A 22,416-nucleotide genomic window follows, 5' to 3' on the forward strand; every position below is an offset into this window, starting at 1 on the left:
TATATTAAATTAGGGGGTGGGAATTTATGACGGATGTGGATCAAATGTTGCCAGTTATCAAAAATAGTAAATCGGATATGATTATCAATTCATTTCTGAATTATTTTAAAGAGAAATGGAAACTTGAAATCTGTGAGGAACTTAAAACTGGATATTGTGATATGAGTCAAATAAATTTAACCCTAGCAGAAATGGGTTTGGAAGAGGATATGAATGATTTATGTATGTATGAATCCACATTAGGGTGTGAAGAAAGTGATAGTTAAAAGAGGAGATATATTTTATGCTGATCTAAGTCCGGTGATAGGTTCAGAGCAAGGAGGGGTACGGCCGGTACTTGTAATCCAAAATGATATTGGAAATAAGTACAGCCCAACTATAATAATAGCAGCGATAACATCCCAAATCAATAAGGCGAAACTGCCGACACATGTGGAAATAACTGCCCCGGAATATGGATTACCTAAAGATTCTGTGGTACTTCTTGAACAAATCAGGACAATCGATAAAAAAAGATTAAGAGAAAAAATAGGAAAATTTGATGAGGAAATGATGAAGCAAGTAGACGAAGCACTAAAGATAAGTATAGGCTTGATACATCTTTAACCACCTCAATACATATTTAAAAATAAGCATTTGTATATAATGCTTATTTTTTTTAGCAGAATATAGTATAATATAGTCAATTGTAAATTCACAATGCACAATTAAGAAAGCCGTGAATTGTGAAATTGTGAACTGTGAACTGTGAACTGTGAATTGATAAGGAGGTTTTTTATATGAAAATTAAAAAAGCTTTTATAACAATAGGAGCTGCAGTTTGTTTATTAGGAGCTACGGCTGTGTTTTCAGAGCCCGGGTCCAATGAAGATCCTTTGATTTCATTAAGCTATTTAAACAATAGCATTGAACAGGTTAAGACTTATATTGATAATAAGATTGCTAATATCAATGGCAGTACAAGCTCTTCTAATGAATTAGAAGTAGTAGAACTGGGAAAGGGACAATTTTTAATAGGGTATTCCGGAACAGAAATCATTCTAAGAAGCGGAAAAGGGAAAGCCGTTGTAAGTGATTTAGGAGGATTATCTGACGTAACAGCTGGGAATGATATAGGTAAAGATTTGAATATACCATCAAATCATCTCATTATAGTTCCTAGGGACGATGGAAGAGGTGTTTATGTTACGGCGGACGCAATTTTTATGGTCAGAGGAACGTATGATATTAGATAGGAGTGACGTAGCTTGGTGAAATACAGGGAATATAGAGACGGCGATGAAAAGGAAATAATATCTCTATTCAATGAAATTTTTAAAAGCGATAGAGACGAGGAGTATTGGGAATGGCAATATAAGGATTTTCCCTCAGGGGAAGCGATTATTTGTTTAGCTGAAGAGGAAAATAAAATCATAGGTCAAACTACTTTACTTCCATCAACGATAAATTATGAAGGCAAAGAATTGCTCGGTGGGTACTCTATAGATTCCATGGTCAGCGACGAATATAGAAGACAGGGTATCTATACGAATTTAGCCAAACAGTCCTATGAAAAAGGTATAGAGAAGAAAATAACATTTAGATATGGATTCCCCATATTGGGTGCTTTAATAGGGCTAACCGACCGCTTAGGAGCTACAATTGTTGATGATATTCCCATATTCATAAGGGTATATAGTTTGGATAATTTTTTAAAAGGCAAATTTAAAAACAAGTTTCTTGCTAAGTTGATCTCAATTCCAAGCATTGTTGTGACTAAGTTTTTATACAAGGAGTTAAGAGTAAGACCAAAAGCTAAATATGAAATAAAACAGATAGATGAATTTAATGATGATTTCAATTTACTTTGGGAAAAACTTAAAGGCTCTTTACCACTTATGACACCAAGAACTAAGGATTTTTTAAATTGGAGAATAAAAAGCCATCCAACCTTTAAATATACCACATTTGTATCATATTTAGATGGAGAGTTGGTTGGCTATATGATAATAAAAATACAAACGAGCAAAGAAAAAAATGACTCTGAGTTACGAGTAGGCTATATTGTTGACATGCTTGGGATAAATGATAATGTTTTAAGTTCAATATATTTAAAAGTTAAAGAATATTTCAAACAAAACAATGTAGACTTTTCCCTTGCATGGGTAGGGGACTCAAATATTTATAGGCAAATGTTAATCAATTTGGGATTTTATAAAAGCCGTACAAATATTGCATTTGTTGTAAAGGAGTTAACAGGAGATAAGGATCTGGAAGAAATAGTTACTAAGGAAAAGAATTGGCATATAATGCCTATTGAATCAGATATTTATTAATCTTCACGAAAGGAGAGAATTTGATGAAGGTACTTCATTTAATAAGTGGAGGAGATACTGGAGGGGCTAAAACACATATCATTTCCTTGTTGAAGGGATTAAGCAATTTAATTGATGCTAAGGTTATTTGCTTTATTGAGGATACCTTTTATGAAGATTCTAAAAAAGCCGGAATTAACATCGAAGTATATGAGCAAAAATCCAGGTCAGATTTATCGGTCATCAATAGATTGACTGAAGAGATTAAAAGAGAAAATTATTCGATAATCCATTGTCATGGAGCCAGAGCAAATTTCATTGGAATGTTTCTAAAACATAAAATCAACAAGCCTATGGTAACAACTATACATAGTGATTATAAATTAGACTTTAAAGATAATTTTTATAAAAGATTGGTTTATACTACTTTAAACAAATTTGCGTTGAAAAGATTCAATTATTATATAGCAATCTCGGATTCATTCAAAGAAATGTTAGTTCAAAGAGGTTTTAAAAGGGATAGAATATTTGTAGCATATAACGGTATAGATATTGAAAATAAGCCTATCTTTGTTGAAAAGGATGAGTTTTTTAAAAGATATAATATAGATTATGAGGGAAAGCTTGTTGTTGGAATATTAGCTAGATTGGATTTGGTAAAAAATCATGAGACATTTATCAGGGCAGCTGAAAAAGTGCTTGAAAACAGGAAGGATATTATATTCCTTATAGCAGGTGAAGGAAATGATGAAAAAAGGCTGAAGTCCCTTGTAAAAGAACTCAAATTAGAAGAAAATATTTATTTTCTAGGTTTTGTTAATGATCCGTATTCTTTTCTTAATGCTATAGATATCAATGTATTGACCTCATTGAGCGAAAGCTTCCCCTATGTAATTCTAGAGGGCGCCAGGATGAAAAAGACAATTATATCAACTAAAGTTGGCGGGATTACTAAATTGATTAAAGATGGATATAATGGATATTTAATTGATGTAGGTGATGAGGATAAATTAGCAAATCGAATTGAATATCTTTCAAATAATAAGGAAGAAATTAGAATATTAGGGGAGAATTTATTTACTGATGTAAAGGAAAATCACTCATATAAATCTATGGCAGAAGAGCATTTAAAGATTTACAGAAATATCTTAAGTCAGTCTGAAACCGTACTTATGCTGGGATATTATGGTTTTGATAATAGTGGAGATGATGCAATATTAAAGGCAATAGTAAAGGATCTGCAAGAATATAATAGCGATTTAAATATAAATGTATTGTCAAAGGACCCTGCAAAGACGGAAGCTATGTATCACGTAAAAGGAGTAAATAGATTCAAATTTAAAGAAGCTATGCGAGCTATAAAAAAATCTTCAATATTTATAAGCGGAGGAGGAAGTCTGCTTCAAGATGTGACCAGCACAAGGTCATTGTTGTATTATTTATCTTTAATGCAGATTGCAAAATTATATAAAAAACCGGTTATGATTTACGCCAATGGGATAGGACCAATAAATAGGAAAATCAATCGGGTTTTGACCAAAACAATTCTCAACAAGGTGGATTTAATTACATTAAGGGATGACGATTCAAGAAAATATCTTGAAGGAATGAAGGTAAAAAATAAAAATATTTATGTTACTGCGGATCCTGTTTTTACATTGGATCCTGCCAATGAATCCAGGATAAATGATATTCTTGAAATAGAAGGAATTCCAAGGGACAAAAACCTTGTGGGTATCTCCATAAGAAGCTGGAAGGGTGCTGAAAATCTGGTGGAAATAATATCAAAAGCCATAGATTATATAACTAAAACATTTGATGTATATGTAGTTTTAATACCTATGCACTATCCGGGAGATTTGAATATATCGATTGAAACACTGAAAATGGTTAAAGAAGGAAACACATATGTACTTGAGAATAAATATTCTGTTGAAGAACTGATGGGTGTAATAAAAAAGTTGGATTTGATAATTGCCATGAGACTTCATTCATTAATATATGCGGCTACTCAATCCGTCCCTATGGTTGGACTGGTATATGATCCTAAGGTAGAAGGAATTCTTAATTCCTTGGGTATGCACTATATGTCAAATGTTGAAAATCTGGACTATGATGAGTTGATATACAATATTGAGTATGTATGGAATCATAAGAAAGATTTAATAGAAGTTTTAGACAGGCAAGATGATATTTTGAAGGATAAAGCTCTGCAAAATATCCATATGGCTATGGATTTGCTAGGTAGGTGAAATAATGGATAGTATAAAGATATTTGGAGTAAAAATATTAAATACTACGCTGGATGATATTGTAAAGATTTTAGAGGAAAATCTAAAAGGCGATAAACTCAAGACAATTTATACGCCAAATACGGAAATTGTAATGGCAGCAAAAGAGAATAAAGAATTAAGGGATTTAATCAATGAAGGTGACATAGTAATTCCCGATGGGATTGGACTTATTTATGCTTCCAGAATAAAAAAGAAACCATTAAAGGAGAGGGTTACAGGTTTTGATACATCCGTTAAACTTTTAGAAATCGCCAATAAAAATGGGTATAGCCTATATTTACTAGGGGGCAAGGATGGAATAGCTAAATCTTGTGTTGAAAATATAAATAGGGATTATCCAAATATTAAAATAGTAGGCTTTCATCACGGATATTTTAAAGGAAGTCATTTAGGAATAGAAAATCATGAGGAAGAGCTTAAGATCATAGATGAAATCAATGCCCTAAATCCGGATATAATTTTTGTGGGATTGGGATTTCCTAAACAAGAAATGTGGATACATGCAAATAGAAACAGAATAAAAGCTAAAGTTATTATCGGAAATGGGGGAGTAATGGATATACTTTCAGGGAACTCAAAAAGAGCTCCCGAAATATATCAGAAGCTTGGATTGGAATGGTTCTATCGTCTAATAAAAGAACCTTCAAGAATAAAAAGACAAATGATTTTACCAAAGTTTATGCTAAAGGTCATATTCACTAAAAATGTGATAGAATAAAAAAGACTAACATAACGAGGAGGAAAAAAATGAATATTGAACAATTGAGCATCAATACCATAAGAATCCTTTCAGCTGAAGGAGTAGAAAAGGCAAAATCAGGTCATCCCGGATTACCTTTGGGTGCAGCACCGATGGCTTATACCTTATGGGCTAAAAACATGAAACACAATCCAAACAATCCAAAATGGGTTAATCGCGATAGATTTGTTCTGTCCGCAGGGCATGGATCTATGCTATTATATTCTCTATTGCACCTATTTGAATATGGACTATCAGTAGAGGATATAAAAAGCTTTAGGCAGTTAGACAGCCTCACTCCCGGACATCCTGAGTATGGTCATACCAAAGGTGTTGACGTTACTACAGGTCCATTGGGGCAGGGAATTGCAAATGCAGTTGGGATGGCTATGGCTGAAGCTCATATGGCTGAAAAATTTAACAAGGATAATTACAATATAATGGATCATTATACCTATGTTCTATCCGGTGACGGCTGCTTAATGGAAGGAATAAGCAATGAAGCTTCTTCCCTTGCAGGCACTTTAGGACTGGGAAAGTTGATTGTACTATATGATTCAAATAGAATAACAATTGAAGGGAGTACAGATTTAGCATTTACTGAAAATGTTCCTAAACGGTATGAAGCTTTGGGATGGGAAGTTTTATATGTAGAGGATGGAAATAATATTTCTGATATTGAAGGAAAAATCAATTTAGCAAAAGAGAATTTAAATAAACCATCTCTTATAGTAATTAAGACGGAAATAGGATATGGATCTCCAAAGCAGGGAAAATCTTCTGCCCATGGTGAGCCGCTTGGAAAGGATAATATAGTTTCTTTGAAAGAATTTTTAGAGTGGAAATCACAAGATGAATTCTTTGTCCCGGAAGAAGTACGAGAGCATATGAAAGAAGTAATAGAAAAGGGAATCAAAGAAAATGAACGTTGGGAAGAAATGTACAATGAATACAAGAATGAATTCCCGGAACTTGCAAATGAATTTGAAAATTGGATAAACTTGGATATCCCTATGGACTATTTAGAATCCGACGAGTTTTGGACATTCGACAAGGACATGTCCACAAGAGAGGCTTCCGGAGTATTGATCAATAGACTGGCAGACAAGGTGCCGAATCTATTCGGCGGTTCAGCGGATTTAGCACCGTCTAACAAGACTCATATGAATAACAGAGAGGATTTCTCACGGGATAATTTGTTAGGTTCCAATATACATTTTGGTGTAAGGGAACATGCTATGGCTGCAATATTAAACGGTCTTTATCTGCATGGAGGTATAAGGCCTTATGGCTCAACCTTCTTTGTATTTAGTGATTATATGAAAGGGGCTATGAGACTGTCTTCATTGATGGGTTTGCCGGTGACATATATCTTAACTCATGATAGCATAGGAGTAGGAGAAGACGGACCAACTCATCAACCTATAGAGCAATTGGCTGTATTTAGAGCACAACCTAATTTTATAGTATTTAGACCGGCGGATAATAGGGAAACTGCAGCAGGTTGGTATAAAGCAATGACAAGCAAGAATACGCCTGTTGGGTTGGTGCTTTCAAGGCAAGTGTTGCCTGCCATTGATGGAACGGGAAAAGATGCCTTAAAAGGCGGATATATCATTAGGAAAGAAAAAGGTAAATTGGATTTAATCTTAATTGGAACCGGATCCGAATTACAGCTTGCATATAAGGCAGGGGAAGCTCTTGGCAGAAAAGGTATAGGGGTTAGAGTTGTGAGCATGCCTTCATGGGAATTGTTTGAAGAACAGACTGAAGAATACAAAACAACAGTTTTGCCTAAGGACATTACAAAGAGAATATCAGTGGAAGCAGCCACTTCTTTTGGCTGGCATAAATATATAGGATTAGAAGGAAAAGCAATTTCAATAGATTCCTTTGGAGCATCAGGTCCCAGCAATAAGTTATTTGAAAAATTCAATATTACGGTGGACCATATAGTTGAAGAAGCCTTAAAACTATTGTCATAAAAATTCATCATTATGAGTATTTAAAAGCCTCTGGTATATCTAGGGGCTTTTAGCATATAATCCTTTATCTATGAATAAATATTATTAAGATTAGATAGGGGGGATATATATGAAAAAATATTGGATATTCGGAATAGTAATCATAATCATACTTGGAGTATTAATTGTACCAAAAGCATTGAAGGGGAAAAATGATACCGTTAGTTTTAAGACATTGGATATGGAGGAACTGCCGGCTGAGATTAGGGAAGCATTGCCAAAATACATTATGGAAGAAAGAGCTCTTACTTTTAAATATAAAGATGAAATTTTTGTTATCGTAACAAGAGGAGAGAAAAAAACAAAGGGGTATTTTGTTGATATTGATGAGATTGTCAAAGAACCTAATGAGGATGAAACCTTTGATTTAGTGGTATATGCTAAGTTTATAGATCCAAGTCCAAATGAAATAGTGTCACAGGAATATGAATATCCGGTTATCGTAGTAAAAACAAATTTAAAATCAATGCCGCAGAATATACATTTGGATATTGAGTATGTAGACTAGTTTTAGTAACCTCTAGAACATATATTTATGATAAGTATATCATTCTAGAGGTTACTTTATGTAAATATGCCACGAAAGATATAAATAACGTTTTCCCATTGACGTTTATTGTTTGGCAATATAAAATAAAGATAGATTAATGATGTATGATGAATCATACATAACAAAGTTTCACATTGATTTCATATAAATAAAGGAGGATTTTTATGGTTAACTATTTTGATTTAAAGAAATACCCTGCAGAGCCTTTCAAAATCAAAAGCGTAGAACCTGTGAAAATGATTTCAAGGGAAGAACGCGAAGCTGCAATGAAGGAGGCTGGATATAACACATTCAATTTAAAATCAGAGGACTGCTATATTGATTTACTTACCGATTCCGGCACCAATGCTATGAGCGACGCTCAGTGGGCAGGAATGATGATTGGTGATGAAGCATATGCAGGTAGTAGAAACTGGTTATATCTTGAGGCAACAATCAAAGAGTTATTTGGATTTAAACATGTTGTACCAACTCACCAAGGTCGTGGCGCTGAAAATATTTTATCAAGCATAGCTATCAAACCGGGGCAATATGTTGCGGGAAATATGTATTTTACAACTACCAGGTTTCATCAAGAAAAAAATGGTGGTATTTTTGTAGATATTATCAGAGATGAGGCACATGATGCAGGGCTTAATATCCAATTTAAAGGAAATATTGATTTGGATAAGCTCGAGAGATTAATCGACGAAAAAGGAGCAGAAAATATAGCTTATATTTGTCTTGCGGTTACCGTAAATTTAGCAGGAGGACAACCGGTATCCATGGCAAATATGAAAGCTGTCAGAGAGATTACAGCCAAACATGGCATAAAAGTATTTTATGATGCAACTCGTTGTGTTGAAAATGCATATTTCATCAAAGAACAAGAAGAGGGTTATCAAGATAAAACTATACAAGAAATAGTGCATGAAATGTTTAGTTACTCTGATGGTGCTACAATGTCCGGTAAAAAAGACGGCATCGTAAATATAGGTGGATTTTTAGCCATTAATGACGAAAAATTATTTGGTCTTGCTAAAGAAATCGTTGTTGTTTACGAAGGCATGCCATCATATGGCGGAATGACAGGTCGTGATATGCAAGCTATAGCTATTGGATTTAGAGAAGCAATGCAATATGAATATATAGAGCACAGAGTCAAACAAGTTAGGTATCTTGGGGATAGATTATTAGAAGCAGGAGTACCGATAATTGAGCCTGTTGGAGGACATGCAGTATTCTTGGATGCAAGAAGGTTCTGCCCGCATCTGGACCAAGAGCAATTCCCGGCTCAATCTTTGGCTGCTTCACTGTATATTGACTCCGGAGTAAGATCAATGGAACGTGGCATAGTTTCAGCAGGAAGAGATTTTAAGACAGGTGAAAATCATAAGCCTAAATTGGAAACGGTAAGACTTACTATTCCAAGAAGAGTTTATACTTATAAACATATGGATGTGGTTGCTGAATCCGTTATCAACCTTTATAAGCACAAAGAGGATATCAGACCGCTTAAATTTGTTTACGAACCTGCTCAATTGAGGTTTTTTACTGCTAAATTTGATTATGCAGATTAAATAGATTAAATTCTAACCGAAAATGCACTCAGCAGTTTGTTAGCTAAGTGCATTTTCTAAAATTCTACTTGTTTTCCATTTTAGATAATTTTAATGATGCCAAGATTATAGATATATTTATCCAAAACATAAACAATAATCGATTATAAAACCAAATATGATCTGCAAATCCCATTACACATAGACCAAGAATACCAGATAAGGACGCAATCAGTATATTATTAATAGAAGGGTTGTTTTTTTCTTTAATAGCTACAAATGTATTTCTGATTAGTCTAAAAATTGTTAGCATAAAAGAAACTATAGCACATATACCAGCTTCCAGCCATAGCTGCACATATAAATTGTGAGTATGAGCCACAGTGGTAAGTCCGAAGCTTTTGTATCGTTGGTATATAATATTTACTATTCTACTTCCTAATCCAACACCTGTAAGCCAATAATCCCTTAGCATAGCAAATGCAGGCCCTAGAATTTGCTTTCTGTATTTCAAAGAGGTATCATTCGGATTAAATACAGTTAATATCCTTTTATAAATAGATGAGGGCAAGAAAGGTAAAGCTACTACTCCCAACAATATAAGATATGGAGTATATTTTTTATTCCAAAGAAAAATAAATATAAATACAGCTATTGCAAATGCAATCCAAGCTGATCTGGAGCTTGTTTTCAGCAGCACCAACAATATCGGAAGGGAAAGAATAATCCAAAAAATCTTTTTGAAAAAAGAATTTTCATTAAGGATAATAGATCCAAAGAAGGGAAGTGTCAATACCAACAACTCACCATAAACATTTGGATTTCCCATTGTAGAATATACTCTACCGCCTACGCCCTGATTTATTGTTAAATCTGTCAAAGAAGGATTAACTTCTATTCCTACAACTTTCCACTGATAAATCCCATATATTGCTGTTAGAAATACACCCAACATCATGAATTTAACCAACGCATCGAGTTCTTCATATGAATTTATTGAACATACAATTATAATAACAGATAAGAAGGTAATAAAATAATAAATTAAGTAATTCAGACTATCTTTAGGGAACAGAGATGAAATCGCTGATATAAATATAGTTAAGAAAAAAATCACTGCCATATAATCTATTTGAGATAAATCTATATTTATGTCTTTTTTAATAGTAGCTTTGAATAAAAACATTATAAAAATTAATAAGGTAAGAATTACCCCATATTTGTTATACCATCTATGATCCGGAATTATCATATTTATGATTAAGAACAAACCTAATATATGATGAAAATTTTCGCATAAATAATCTAAAATTCTTAAGAAAAAACTACTTGAAAATATATTATTCCATTTATAATATATTTTTCTTAAAAATTTAATGGGAAGATTAACAATTGTATTCAATATTCTAAATACGAAGCTATTAACCCATAGATTTTGAAATATATCGGGACCTTTTAAATAGCTAATAAATTTACTGTTATTTATCATTTGCTTGAAATGTTCAACCATTTTTTCACCACTATTCTGCTATTTTGACTTCTGAGATTCTGCCTTCCTTAAGCAGTGAGTTCCCAGCGTTAAGTGAGATTGTTTGACCTACATAATAAACGGATTTGTCTATGGATACTCCATCTTTATTAATGATTCCTGTGCCTTCCATAGTAATATAAAGGGAAGAATAGCCTTCTCTGCTGGAAGGTACTAGCTGCCCATCTTCTCTGCTTTCCCAATAGATGGAATCTCCTGGATTTATATCCACGACTTCTCCAAAATAAGCGTTTTGGATTGATTCTCTGACCGGGTCGCCTATATTTATTGCATCTATGGCAAAGTCGGGGATTTCCTCAATATAAAATGTTATCAATATTTTTTCCTTATTAGTATTAGGAGTGGACACATTAGCTTTTGCTATTTTGTTTCTATATCCAATTATGCCAATTACAACAACTACTATTATAATTAAATCTATCCAAGTGAATTTTCTTTTTTTCATTTTTATCCCTCCTAAATTTTAGCTGCATCATAGATTCTTCCATAAAAAATGGATGTACCTACCCTAAGAGTTATAAATTGACCGATATAATAATTTGAGCCGCCAATATTTATACCATTTGGACCAATTACTCCATTGGTCTCGGTAGTAATATATACCGCGTTAAACCCATTCTTGGTGGATTTGACTTGTTTTCCGTCTTTATCTTCTCCCCATGAAACTGAATCCTCAGTTTGAATATCTGTTACGGCTCCAAAACTCATATTTTGAAGTGTTTCTGAGGTTGGATCCCCTAATTTGACATTATTTGCAGTGAAGCTATTTACTTCTTCTTGATAAAAAACTACTTGAATTTTATCAGTACTGTCAGTAACATTTCCCTTTGGCGTAAATATTCCTAATTTTTTAACTGCAAATATTCCTGCTAAAATTACTAAAATTATAATAATTAGATCGATTATGCTAATTTTTCCAAACAATTTTCCGTTTTTATCAATCATCTAAATATCCCTTCCTTTATAAAGATTGTAGGTTTCTTCAATTGTTTTTTCTATATTAAAGTGTGTACTTAAAGTCTTATACCCATTTGCAATATACTGCTCTTTTAATTCCTTATTTTCAATTAAAGCTACTAGCGATTCTGACAATTTATGTATTTCGCCATATTCGATGATAATTCCATTATCAAAATCTTTGTTTATTATTTCCCTTGTTCCGCCACTGTTGGTTGTAATTACCGGAAGTCCAGCAGCCATGGCTTCCAAAATAGATAGTCCAAAGGCTTCATTATTTGATGGCAAAATAAAAATATCTGAACTTTTCAATATATTTTTTATATCTCTGCGATAGCCTGTAAATATTATATCATCATAAATCTGTAGGTCTTTTGCTTTATCAATTATATCATTAAAAAGTTCACCCTCACCAACTAATACAAATTTGAATTTAAACTCCGGATTATTTGTCTTGATATAATCTTTAAAATACTTTATAGAATTGATAAGAAATTCGTGGCCTTTTTCCTTTGAAAATCTGGCAATGGTCGTAATCAAAATTTCTCCTTCCGGAATTTTATATTCATCTCTAAAATTCAAGGAGGAAGGCTTACTCCATTCTTCTAAATCAACTCCCGTGTAAATCAGTTTGATTTTATTTGGATTTAATCCCTCATCATATATCATTTGATTCCTTACACTGGAGCTAACTGCAATAATAGAATCATTAAACCTTGTAAAAAACTTATTCATCGAGATTACAGATTTAGAATTTTTATCTAACATATGTCTTGTATTTATGACTCTAACTTTATTTCCAAGAAGTTTAGACAAGATGCTTATATAGTTTTCTCTCAGGAAATGAGTATGAATCACATCAATTGACAATTCTTTGCATATTTTTTTTAATTCATTAGCAGCCTTTATATCAAAAGGGCTATTCATTTGCAATTTAATGGTTTCGATTCCTAAATCTTCAAACAGCTTTAATCCTTTGCCTTCTTCTGAATAGGCAATATAAAATTTACAGTGATTATTATGTAATTTTTTAGCCAGAGTATAAATATATATTTCAGAACCACCGCCACCTAAATAGTTGATAAGGTGCAGGACATTTGTCATTTTTATCACCATCCTCAGTACAATTCACAATGCACAATTCACAGTTCACAATTCACAATGCACAATTCACAATGAAGAACCTAAATCAATTCACAATTATTAATATTATACCATTGTAATGCTCTCTATGCCATCCTACTAAACAAAAAACTCAGTCTAGATTTCTAAACTGAGTTTTTAAAATCATTCAAAATCATTCTGTAGCATAATTATCAAAATACCCTTGAATCAATACCACAGGTGTTCCCTTATCTCCGCTGCCACTAGTTAAATCGCAGAGGCTTCCAAGTAAATCGGTAATTCTTCTGGGGGTTGTACCCAGAGATTCTTTCTGCCCAAGTAAATCTACATCTTTACTATAGATTTTCTTTTTGACTTGGGATATCATTTCATCTCCCTTAAATTCGTGCAGTTCGGTATCTACAAGATATTTAAGTTTTAGTTCATTCGGAGTACCTACAAGGCCTTTTGTATACCCCGGAGATACTACAGGGTCAGCTAATTCCCAAATTTTGCCGATTGGATCCTTAAACGCGCCATCACCATATATCATAACCTCTAAAATTATGTTAGTTTTTTCATACAGTAATCTTTGAATTTCTTCCACATAATATTGGGAATCCCTTGGGAACAGTTTAACCTCATTGTCCGAGGCCAAATTAGTTCCTAGAAGTCCATATTCAGGGTTAAATCCGCTTTCGCCAACAGGTGAATTGAGTATCTCATCAAGACCTAAAACTATATTTGCTCCAGCTTCCTTTAAAATCCTCTTGGTTCTTTTTCTTTCATGTATATTTGCAACTAAAACATCTTTACTGTAATTTAATATTGTTCTGGGGTCATTTGAAAAATAAATTTCTATATTATCTCCTGCAACTTCTTTATACAAATCCACATAGTCTATACCTGTAAAAGGGTGTAATACTTTTTCTCCGAACAATCTTCTGTAATCAGCTTCTGTTAGGACATCACAATATGGATTGATTCCTGCTTTATCCATTTCGTCTATGTCCATAAGGCTGTTTCCGACTTCATCAGACGGATAATTTAGCAGCAAGTGAATTTTTCTGTTGCTATTGGCAATACCCTTTAGAAGTATAGAAAATCTGTTTCTGCTCAATATAGGAAATACCAATCCGATTTCATTTGGAAATTTATTTGCAACATCTATTCCGATTTCTTCTGAGGTAGCATAATTTCCTTGGGCACGTGCAACCAGTGATTCTGTAATGCCTACTACATCTTTATGTTTAAGTGTGATATTTTCAGTTTTGACAGCTTCTAGTAATGAATCAACTACAATATTAATTAAGTCATCCCCCTCCTTTACTATGGGGGTTCTTATTCCTCTTATTGTAGTGCCAATAGTCCTATTCATTGTATTTCCTCCTAGAATTCAAATTTAAATCCATTATGATTATACCATAAAATTACTATAAATAAAATATTTTGATTTCATTTAATTGTTACGAGCATCCCTATAGTTTAAGGATGAGTATAATCAGGAAATTGCCTATTCTTAATTGTACTTACAATTGTGAATCGTGAACTGTGAACTGTGAATTGTTACAATCTATTATTTCTTTTTCAGTAATTATATAATCAACTGGTATATCATAATATTCTCTGGGAACTTTGTCAATTATTTGCAAGTCAAAAGCTATAGCGATTCTGGGAACATTTTTATCTATTTTGGATAAAAACCTATCATAATATCCTCCACCATAGCCAATTCTATAGCCTTCTCGGTCAAAAACTACCCCCGGAACAATAATTAGATCCACTAATTCCGGATCTTTATATCTTATAAATTCTTTTTTCGGGGTTAAGATATTGTAATATCCCGGTTCTAATTCATTAAAATTAGTAACTAAAGATAGCTTTAATTCTTTAGTTTCTTTAATAGTTATCGGAACTACAAGATTTTTATCATCCCTTATTCCGGCTTTTATTAATTCATGAGTATCGACCTCATCACTGAAGCTCACAAAAGTCATTATAGTTTTGGAATTTTTATAGTATGCTGAATTTAATAAAGAGTTTAAGATTGAATTACTATAAATTTCGTGTTCATTTTTCCCTAATTTGGATCTTTTATCCAGAATTTGACGTCTTAATAATGTTTTATCCAATTAATTCACCTCAAATAGTTTATTTATCTTTCATTTTATATTATAATATAACATTAAGGAAAAGAATAATACATAAACTGATTTATTATGATATTTGGGGTGAAACTTTGATAAAATTTATAAATGCAAGCAAAGAATATAAAAATGGTGTTAAAGCTCTTTCAAATATAAATTTAGAAATATATAAAGGTGAATTTGTATTTATAGTAGGTTTAAGCGGAGCTGGAAAATCTACATTAGTTAAATTGTTATTAAAAGAAGAAAATGTTACGGAAGGCAATATATTATTGGATGGCTTGGATATTACCAAGATATCAAACAGAAAGGTGCCATATCTGCGGAGACAGGTTGGAGTGGTATTTCAAGATTTTAGACTTCTGACAAATAAGACCGTTTATGAAAATGTCGCCTTTGCCATGGAAATAGTAGGAGCGCATCCAAAGGAAATTCGCAGGAGGGTGCCCATGATATTGAGCTTGGTGGATTTAAGCAGAAAAGCAAATAGCTTTCCCGATCAGTTATCCGGGGGTGAACAGCAAAGGGTATCCATAGCAAGATCAATAGTAAATAATCCTCCGGTTCTAATAGCGGACGAGCCTACCGGCAATTTAGATCCGGAAACTGCGATGGAAATCATGAAGGTGCTTTCAGACATAAATGGAAGGGGTACAACAGTTTTGATGGCAACTCATGCGAGAGAGATTGTAAACACTATGAAGAAAAGAGTTATAACCTTAGAAGACGGCAAAGTTATAAGAGACGAGGAAAAGGGAGGTTATGAGCTTGAAGTTTCGAATATTTAAAAATATTACTAAACAGGGCTTTCAAAGTATGTGGAGAAATAGAGGGATGGGGTTAGCCTCTGTTTCATCAATCACTGCGGTACTTATGATATTGGGTGTAATCTTGATTTTGATTTTGAGTATAAACAATATAATGTTGGATACTAAGACTAAATTTGATGAAGTCCAAGTCTTTTTGGCTGATGAAGCAAAAGAAGAGGATGTAAATAATATAGCAGATGTTTTAAAAAATAGTGAAGGTGTAGTATCAGTTACATATGAGTCAAAGAAACAAGCCCTTGAAATCCTTAGAAAAGATTGGGACGAGGATGCTTATTTATTAGAAGGGCTGGAAGATGATAATCCGCTGCCAAATTCCTATATTATCAAATTGAAAGATATAAAGTATGCAAAATCAATTGTTGATAAGGTTAGTGGTTTAGCAGGAGTGGAAAATATAACTTATTATCAAGAAATCATTGACAAACTAATGGTACTGGCAAATTATATACGCTTTGGTGGTTTGGCAATAATAGGTGTATTGGTTTTTGTATCGGTTTTTATAATTTCAAATACCATCAAATTAACAGTAACTTCAAGAAAGAGGGAAATCAATATAATGAAATATGTCGGAGCAACTAACAATTATATTAGAGGACCTTTCATTATTGAAGGGATATTGCTTGGACTCTGCGGAGCATTGATATCTATACTTATAGTATATTACGGATATGGGTATTTATTTGATGCGGTAAATGAGAAATTATATTCAATGTTTACATTTTATTTGATAGAACCAAAAAATATCTTTAATGACATAGCTATAATGTTTGCTACATTAGGAGTAGGTATTGGGGCATTAGGCAGTATTGTTTCTTTAAAACGGTTTTTAAATGTTTAGGGGGGAGTCAAATGAAAAAGAAGAGTTTATTTACGATTTTACTGACAATGCTTATTTTATCATTAACATTTGTACAGGTCTATGGGGATAATCTAAACAATCTAAAGAATCAACAAAAAAATATAAATTCAAAATTAAAACAAACAAAGGATCAGATAAATTCAACTCATAATCAGAAAAAGGATGTGTCTCAGCAAATTCATGAATTAGATTTAAAGTTGGATAATGCAACTGTTGAGTTGGAAAATGTTGGGAAACAATTAGACAAATTGAATAATAATATCAAAAAAACCACGGAAGAATTGCATGATGCTGAGAAAAAACTTGATAATAAAAAAGACTTGTTTAATAAAAGAGTAAGGGTAATGTATCAAAACGGTAACGTAGGATATTTGGAAGTATTACTGTCTTCCGGGAATATAAAGGATTTTTTGTCCAGAAAAGAAATGATTCAGTCCATTGCAGATCATGATAAAGAACTGATAGCATATATGAAGGAACAAAGGGATATTATAAACTCAAAAAAGACTGAATTAGAAGCACAAAGAGCCTCTGTTGAAGCGACAAAAGTAAAAATAGAAGCCAGAAAAAAGGACTTGGAAGTGGCAACCAGAGAAAAAGAAAATTTAATGTCTAGGCTGCAAAAAGATATAAAAGAATATGAAAAAGCTTATGATCAATTAAACGAAGAAGCAAAGGCTATAGAGTCTAAAATAGTAAAATTGCAAAGAAACACAGGACCGTATTCCGGCGGTAAAATGGGATGGCCTGTTCCTGCAGGATATACAAGAATAAGTTCACCATATGGGTATAGGATTCATCCGATATTTAAAACAAAAAAATTACATACAGGTATAGATATACCGGTACCGACGGGAACGTCAGTAATGGCTGCTTCGGATGGCGTAATAATATACTCTGATTGGCTTGGAAGTTATGGAAAGGCAGTTATGGTAGAACATGGCGGAGGGATTGTAACCCTTTATGGGCATAATTCATCCTTAGTTGCAAAAGTAGGACAGAATGTGAAAAGAGGAGAAACAATAGCTAAGGCAGGCAGTACAGGGAACTCCACCGGACCGCATTGCCATTTTGAAGTAAGGAAAAATGGTGTTTATGTAGATCCAATGCCGTGGTTTAAATAAAGAAAACTTGCATAAGGGGATAAATCCCCTTTTTTCTTTTTAAGGTATAATACAATGAAATATTTAATAAAATAGTCACATAACCTAAAAAATAGAGGTGGAGATAATGTCAAAGAAAAGAGCCATCACGTTGATGGTAGTAGCTGTACTTATTACAAATATTATAACCTTTGGACTCACAAATATTGCTTCCGGTGGTATTGATTTGGGAATGTCTTTTGGCAATGAGAATAAAATAAATGAAAGTCGTGAGATATCTAAGGTACAAAATATAAAAACTTATATTAAAAACAATTATTTAAGAGAAGTTGATGATGAAAAAATGTTAGAGGGTCAACTTAAAGGAATGGTGCAATCTCTAAATGACCCTTACTCCGTATATATGACATCGGATGAATTTGCAAGCTTTGCTCAAGAAACGTCAGGAGTTTATGGAGGAATTGGAGTTATAGTAACACCGGGAGAGGATAATTTGATTACTGTGGTTTCCCCAATAGAAGATACTCCAGGAGAGAGAGCGGGAATCAAAACCGGTGATAGGATAATTAGGGTTAATGGAGTAGAATACTCAGCAGAAAATATGGATGAAGCTGTAAAAGTAATGAAAGGTAAACCTAAAACAAAGGTGACCATAACCATTATGAGATTAGACAAGGAAGGAAATAATCAAACATTGGATTTAGATATAGTTCGAGAAGAGATTAGATTAATTACCGTAAAATCAAATATTATAGACAATAACATAGGGTATATAAGAATAACATCTTTCGATGAGTTAACCTATAAGGATTTTAAGGAGAATCTATCAAAATTAGAAAAATCTAATATTAAAGGATTAATTATAGACTTAAGGAATAACCCCGGCGGGCTTTTGAATGTGTGTGCAGAGATTGCAGATGAACTTCTGGGAGCCGGAGATATTGTATATACCCAAACGAAAGATGGGACTAGGGAATATTTAAAATCCGATAAGAATCAAATTACAATACCTATTGTGTTGCTGGTAAATGAGGGGAGTGCCAGTGCTTCAGAGATATTGGCGGGAGCCGTCAAAGACCATCAAAGAGGAGAATTAATAGGAACAAAGACCTTTGGGAAAGGAGTCGTACAAAGAATAAGAGAATTATCAGACGGATCAGGAATTAAATTAACGGTTTCAGAATATTTTACGCCTAACGGTACAAATATTCATGGCATTGGAATAACCCCAGATATTGTTCTTGAGTTAAACGAAGGAGTAGAAAATATTGGGCCGGGATATATAAGTGAAGACAATCAATTGCAGAAAGCCGTTGAAGTAATTAAAGGGAAGATATAGAAGGCAATTCACAATTCACAGTTCACAATGCACAATCGACCCTTGGGTCGTCCTGAGTTGGGCAGGATTAACTTAACTATCGAGGGATCTCCGTTTTTAAGATAGTTAAGAACTAAGAGTGAAGAGAGAAGCAGTGAATAAGTAACAGTGAACAGTGAACAACAGTTTAAAAACAGTTGAAAAGCAGGATAATCACTGCTATTGTCATCCTGAGTGCCAAGCGAAGGATCTCAACCTTTAAAAGGTAGGTAATAAGTAAAAGGTAAGAGGTATTGGGCTGAGCTATGGAGTCATTAAACAGAGATTCTTCACTATGTTTAGAATGATACCTTCGGTGTCAATGTACAATCGAAAAGATAGTGAAGAGTTGATTAGAAGATGTGCATAAGTTTTGCATAATAAAGAATAATAAAAAAAGGAGAATAGGTATGAACGGATTATATCAAATTATGTATTTTACATTAATTGATATTAAAAATACTCTATTATCTCCTTTTTTTATTATAATTTTTGCCATAATCTATTATCAATATAATCAATTTAAATCCTCAAGATCAACGTTGGTGAGGACACTTAATTCTCTATTTTATGGCATATTGGGCGGATTTGTAACTACAATAGCATTTATATATTTAGAAGTTGTAATTATTCCTAAGGACTACATGTATATTTTAGCAATATCGCTTTTGCTTTCAATGATAGATACAAGGTATATGTGTTTTGCTTATTCAGGAAGTTTGATTACACTTTCAAGCATAATATTTGGATATCCAAGGATTGACAATAGAGATATCATGTTAGTCGCAGCTACATTGCATATAGTAGAGAGTATTTTGGTACTGATAAACGGAAGCAAAGATAGAGAGCCCACACTCTTCCAACATGAGGATATAACGGTGGGAGGATTTAGTATGAATCGGTTTTGGCCAATACCTTTTGTAGTATTCATTGGTCACGACCTAATTAAGCCGGTTACTCTAATGGCAGTTTTAAATTATGGAGATTTTACTTTATCTTATCCAGAGAACAAGAGAATTTTTAGCGGGATATTGATGCTGATATATAGTTCTATATTATTGCTTATAACCAAATCAATTTTGAATCCGGTAATTCCGCCTTTATTTGCTATTTTGGGGCATGAATTTATAATCTATATAAATAAATTAATTGAACAAAATAGAGTCCCCATATTTTCGCCTCCAATAAAAGGAGTCAGGGTACTTGATATTCTTAACAATGGCATTGGTAAGGATATGGGGATTGAAATAGGAGATATAATAATTAGCATCAATGGTGTAACTGTATATGATGATAGAGATTTGAACAATATAGAGTTATTAAATAGCGGGAATACTAAAATACTTTATTTTAATAGAAAAAAAGGAATTACTGAAAAAACGTATAAAGGAAAAAGAAAGGCCCTAGGAATATTAGTTGTTCCTAGGGTGTAGCTGACAATTTCTTCAAATCAACAGCATATATTAATTCATGTTTCTCATTTTCAAAAGGAATGGTCAAATTTACATATATTAAATTTTTTTCGATGTTATAGTAGACGTTGTCGCTATTTATGTTACTGATTGTTGTTAATACTTCATCCCCTAAGTCATAGCCATGGACAGTATAATCGTTGTTGCTTTGATTTTTTTCTATTAAAAGAAGTTTATTTTCAGTGATAATTGAATAATTCGATAGATTTAAATCTATAACATCCATTTTCTTATTTGTATCTAAATCGTAGATGTAAAGCGCATTTTTATCTTCTTTCTCAGTATTTTTTAAATAACAGATTCTATTTTCATCAATAAATTTTACATTAAAGCCATAATCAACAAACTTAAGATCTTGCCAGTTGTTGGTAAAGATAATTTTTTTATTTAATTTATTTTCTTCTAAGGCAGTGATAATCGCGTTGCTTTTTATATTCTTAATACCGATTATATTTAAATCATAGGTATTTACTAGATTAGTTTCATTATTTCTTAAATTATAAGTGTAAATACTTGATGATTCATTGTGATCTATTATATATAAATTGTTATTATCCTTCCAGTTTACGGATAGAGGATTTATTGGATCATTGAAAATAACCTTGTAAGCCTTCGCAGCATCTATTGGAATTATGTACAATTCTCTCTTATTATCATTGTTTTCAACCAAAGATATGCTTTTCAAATCCGGGCTAAATATTGCTGATTGTATTTTTTGATTGGATTTAAATAATAAACCTCTTTCATTATTCTCTATATCATAAATCCATAGGCTTTCAGTATCAATATTTTTTGCTATATCATTTTCTTTTTTTCTATAAAGAATATATTTATCATCTATATAGTCTAGTACATGACCCTCGTCAACAATTGAAGAGATAAAACTCTTTGTCGATTTTAAAATATTTCCACTATTTGCATCAATTTCAACTGATAGATTAACTAAGGGGGTTTCCGGATTATTTCTATCAAAAATACTATTGTAAGTTATATCCCAAATGATACTGTCATCTATATTTAATAAATTTATTACCGGAGCTGTATTGGCGGAAACTTTAAATTCTGAATTTATTTTATTTATTACATCATTTAATCCAAGTTTAATGCTCAAGGGTTTGTAATTTTCATTTATAATATTAAATTTTATATCATCTATGTCCTTTAGTTTTTGATTTATATCTATTACAATTTGAGGAACTGCCAGCTGAGTCGATTTCTCATCAGTCTCATTTATAACATGTATATTTACAATATTTCCTTTTCTAACGATTTTGTCTATCTGTGCACCTGATGATTCCAACAATCCCAAGGAGGCAAGCAGTTTTATTTTATTTTTTTTCTTCACTATTTCTACATTTGGTTCAATTGTTTGATATCCTTTTGATAGTACGACCTGTTCAAGGCTATATTCAATCTCTTCGCCGCCTTCAGTTTCTGCTTTAGCATTGGTATCTTTTGTTAATAGAGGTAAGTTTTCTATTGCCTTACATCCGGCTAAAGATAGTGTTAAAATGATAAGTAAGCCTAATTTCGTTATGTGTTTCATTAGAATACCTCCCTTCTTCTAATAGTTTACAATATAACTTGTTTTTCTTCAAT

Annotated in this window: 21 protein-coding genes; 14 read left to right on the top strand and 7 right to left on the bottom strand. The window is 32.7% G+C overall.

Annotation, left to right across the window (positions count from 1 at the left end; all coding sequences use genetic code 11):
- Positions 1-26 precede the first annotated feature (26 nt).
- The 9 genes from H8707_RS01550 to H8707_RS01590 all read left to right on the top strand — a co-directional run bounded on the left by H8707_RS01550 (position 27) and on the right by H8707_RS01590 (position 9,460).
- Positions 27-266, top strand: coding sequence for a CopG family transcriptional regulator (locus tag H8707_RS01550; protein ID WP_262428391.1), 240 nt, complete (start codon positions 27-29; stop codon positions 264-266).
- Entirely contained in the window at positions 256-606 is a 351-nt protein-coding gene (locus H8707_RS01555; RefSeq protein WP_262428392.1) for a type II toxin-antitoxin system PemK/MazF family toxin, read from the top strand. The genes H8707_RS01550 and H8707_RS01555 overlap by 11 nt, the downstream gene beginning before the upstream one ends.
- Before the next feature lie 173 nt (positions 607-779).
- A complete protein-coding gene (locus H8707_RS01560) occupies positions 780-1,235 on the top strand; it encodes a hypothetical protein (RefSeq protein WP_262428393.1) in 456 nt (151 codons plus the stop codon).
- Between the two features lie 15 nt (positions 1,236-1,250).
- The gene (locus H8707_RS01565) at positions 1,251-2,315 is read left to right on the top strand and encodes a GNAT family N-acetyltransferase (RefSeq protein WP_262428428.1); all 1,065 of its coding nucleotides are present in this window, start codon (positions 1,251-1,253) and stop codon (positions 2,313-2,315) included.
- Positions 2,316-2,338: 23 nt separating this feature from the next.
- Positions 2,339-4,546: a polysaccharide pyruvyl transferase CsaB gene (csaB, locus tag H8707_RS01570; RefSeq protein ID WP_262428394.1), complete on the top strand. Its 2,208-nt coding sequence runs from the start codon at positions 2,339-2,341 to the stop codon at positions 4,544-4,546.
- Between the two features lie 4 nt (positions 4,547-4,550).
- Positions 4,551-5,306: a WecB/TagA/CpsF family glycosyltransferase gene (locus tag H8707_RS01575; protein ID WP_262428395.1), complete on the top strand. Its 756-nt coding sequence runs from the start codon at positions 4,551-4,553 to the stop codon at positions 5,304-5,306.
- A gap of 29 nt (positions 5,307-5,335) precedes the next feature.
- Positions 5,336-7,312, top strand: a complete 1,977-nt coding sequence (gene tkt, locus H8707_RS01580; protein WP_262428396.1) for a transketolase — start codon at positions 5,336-5,338, stop codon at positions 7,310-7,312.
- 109 nt (positions 7,313-7,421) lie between these two features.
- Positions 7,422-7,859, top strand: a complete 438-nt coding sequence (locus H8707_RS01585) for a protease complex subunit PrcB family protein (protein WP_262428397.1) — start codon at positions 7,422-7,424, stop codon at positions 7,857-7,859.
- Between the two features lie 206 nt (positions 7,860-8,065).
- The gene (locus tag H8707_RS01590; protein WP_262428398.1) at positions 8,066-9,460 is read left to right on the top strand and encodes a tyrosine phenol-lyase; all 1,395 of its coding nucleotides are present in this window, start codon (positions 8,066-8,068) and stop codon (positions 9,458-9,460) included.
- Positions 9,461-9,524: 64 nt separating this feature from the next.
- On the opposite strand, the gene H8707_RS01595 is transcribed toward H8707_RS01590, so the two are convergent.
- From H8707_RS01595 to H8707_RS01620, 6 genes are all read right to left on the bottom strand, one after another.
- Positions 9,525-10,928, bottom strand: a complete 1,404-nt coding sequence (locus H8707_RS01595) for an O-antigen ligase family protein (RefSeq protein ID WP_262428399.1) — start codon at positions 10,926-10,928, stop codon at positions 9,525-9,527.
- A 31-nt stretch (positions 10,929-10,959) separates the two neighbouring features.
- Complete coding sequence (locus tag H8707_RS01600; protein WP_262428400.1) at positions 10,960-11,433, bottom strand: DUF4330 domain-containing protein; 474 nt, start codon at positions 11,431-11,433, stop codon at positions 10,960-10,962.
- Between the two features lie 11 nt (positions 11,434-11,444).
- On the bottom strand, positions 11,445-11,933 hold the full coding sequence (locus H8707_RS01605; protein WP_262428401.1) for a DUF4330 domain-containing protein: 489 nt from the start codon (positions 11,931-11,933) through the stop codon (positions 11,445-11,447).
- Positions 11,934-13,049 (bottom strand): glycosyltransferase family 4 protein, encoded by a 1,116-nt coding sequence (locus H8707_RS01610; protein ID WP_262428402.1) that lies wholly within the window; start codon positions 13,047-13,049, stop codon positions 11,934-11,936.
- A 193-nt stretch (positions 13,050-13,242) separates the two neighbouring features.
- Entirely contained in the window at positions 13,243-14,427 is a 1,185-nt protein-coding gene (locus H8707_RS01615) for a coenzyme F420-0:L-glutamate ligase (protein ID WP_262428403.1), read from the bottom strand.
- A gap of 151 nt (positions 14,428-14,578) precedes the next feature.
- Positions 14,579-15,181 (bottom strand): 5-formyltetrahydrofolate cyclo-ligase, encoded by a 603-nt coding sequence (locus tag H8707_RS01620; protein WP_262428404.1) that lies wholly within the window; start codon positions 15,179-15,181, stop codon positions 14,579-14,581.
- Between the two features lie 107 nt (positions 15,182-15,288).
- Here H8707_RS01620 and ftsE point away from each other — a divergent pair, with 107 nt between their 5' ends.
- The 5 genes from ftsE to H8707_RS01645 all read left to right on the top strand — a co-directional run bounded on the left by ftsE (position 15,289) and on the right by H8707_RS01645 (position 20,778).
- Complete coding sequence (gene ftsE / locus H8707_RS01625; protein WP_262428405.1) at positions 15,289-15,984, top strand: cell division ATP-binding protein FtsE; 696 nt, start codon at positions 15,289-15,291, stop codon at positions 15,982-15,984.
- Positions 15,959-16,864, top strand: a complete 906-nt coding sequence (gene ftsX / locus H8707_RS01630) for a permease-like cell division protein FtsX (protein WP_262428406.1) — start codon at positions 15,959-15,961, stop codon at positions 16,862-16,864. The genes ftsE and ftsX overlap by 26 nt, the downstream gene beginning before the upstream one ends.
- Before the next feature lie 11 nt (positions 16,865-16,875).
- The gene (locus H8707_RS01635; RefSeq protein WP_262428407.1) at positions 16,876-18,009 is read left to right on the top strand and encodes a murein hydrolase activator EnvC family protein; all 1,134 of its coding nucleotides are present in this window, start codon (positions 16,876-16,878) and stop codon (positions 18,007-18,009) included.
- A gap of 106 nt (positions 18,010-18,115) precedes the next feature.
- The gene (locus tag H8707_RS01640) at positions 18,116-19,327 is read left to right on the top strand and encodes a S41 family peptidase (protein WP_262428408.1); all 1,212 of its coding nucleotides are present in this window, start codon (positions 18,116-18,118) and stop codon (positions 19,325-19,327) included.
- 428 nt (positions 19,328-19,755) lie between these two features.
- Positions 19,756-20,778 (top strand): PDZ domain-containing protein, encoded by a 1,023-nt coding sequence (locus H8707_RS01645; RefSeq protein WP_262428409.1) that lies wholly within the window; start codon positions 19,756-19,758, stop codon positions 20,776-20,778.
- Here H8707_RS01645 and H8707_RS01650 read toward each other — a convergent pair.
- Positions 20,768-22,363 (bottom strand): DPP IV N-terminal domain-containing protein, encoded by a 1,596-nt coding sequence (locus H8707_RS01650; RefSeq protein ID WP_262428410.1) that lies wholly within the window; start codon positions 22,361-22,363, stop codon positions 20,768-20,770. The genes H8707_RS01645 and H8707_RS01650 overlap by 11 nt on opposite strands.
- Positions 22,364-22,416: the final 53 nt, after the last annotated feature.

The sequence above is a fragment of the Paratissierella segnis genome, assembly GCF_014385195.1.
Taxonomy (GTDB): domain Bacteria; phylum Bacillota; class Clostridia; order Tissierellales; family Tissierellaceae; genus Paratissierella; species Paratissierella segnis.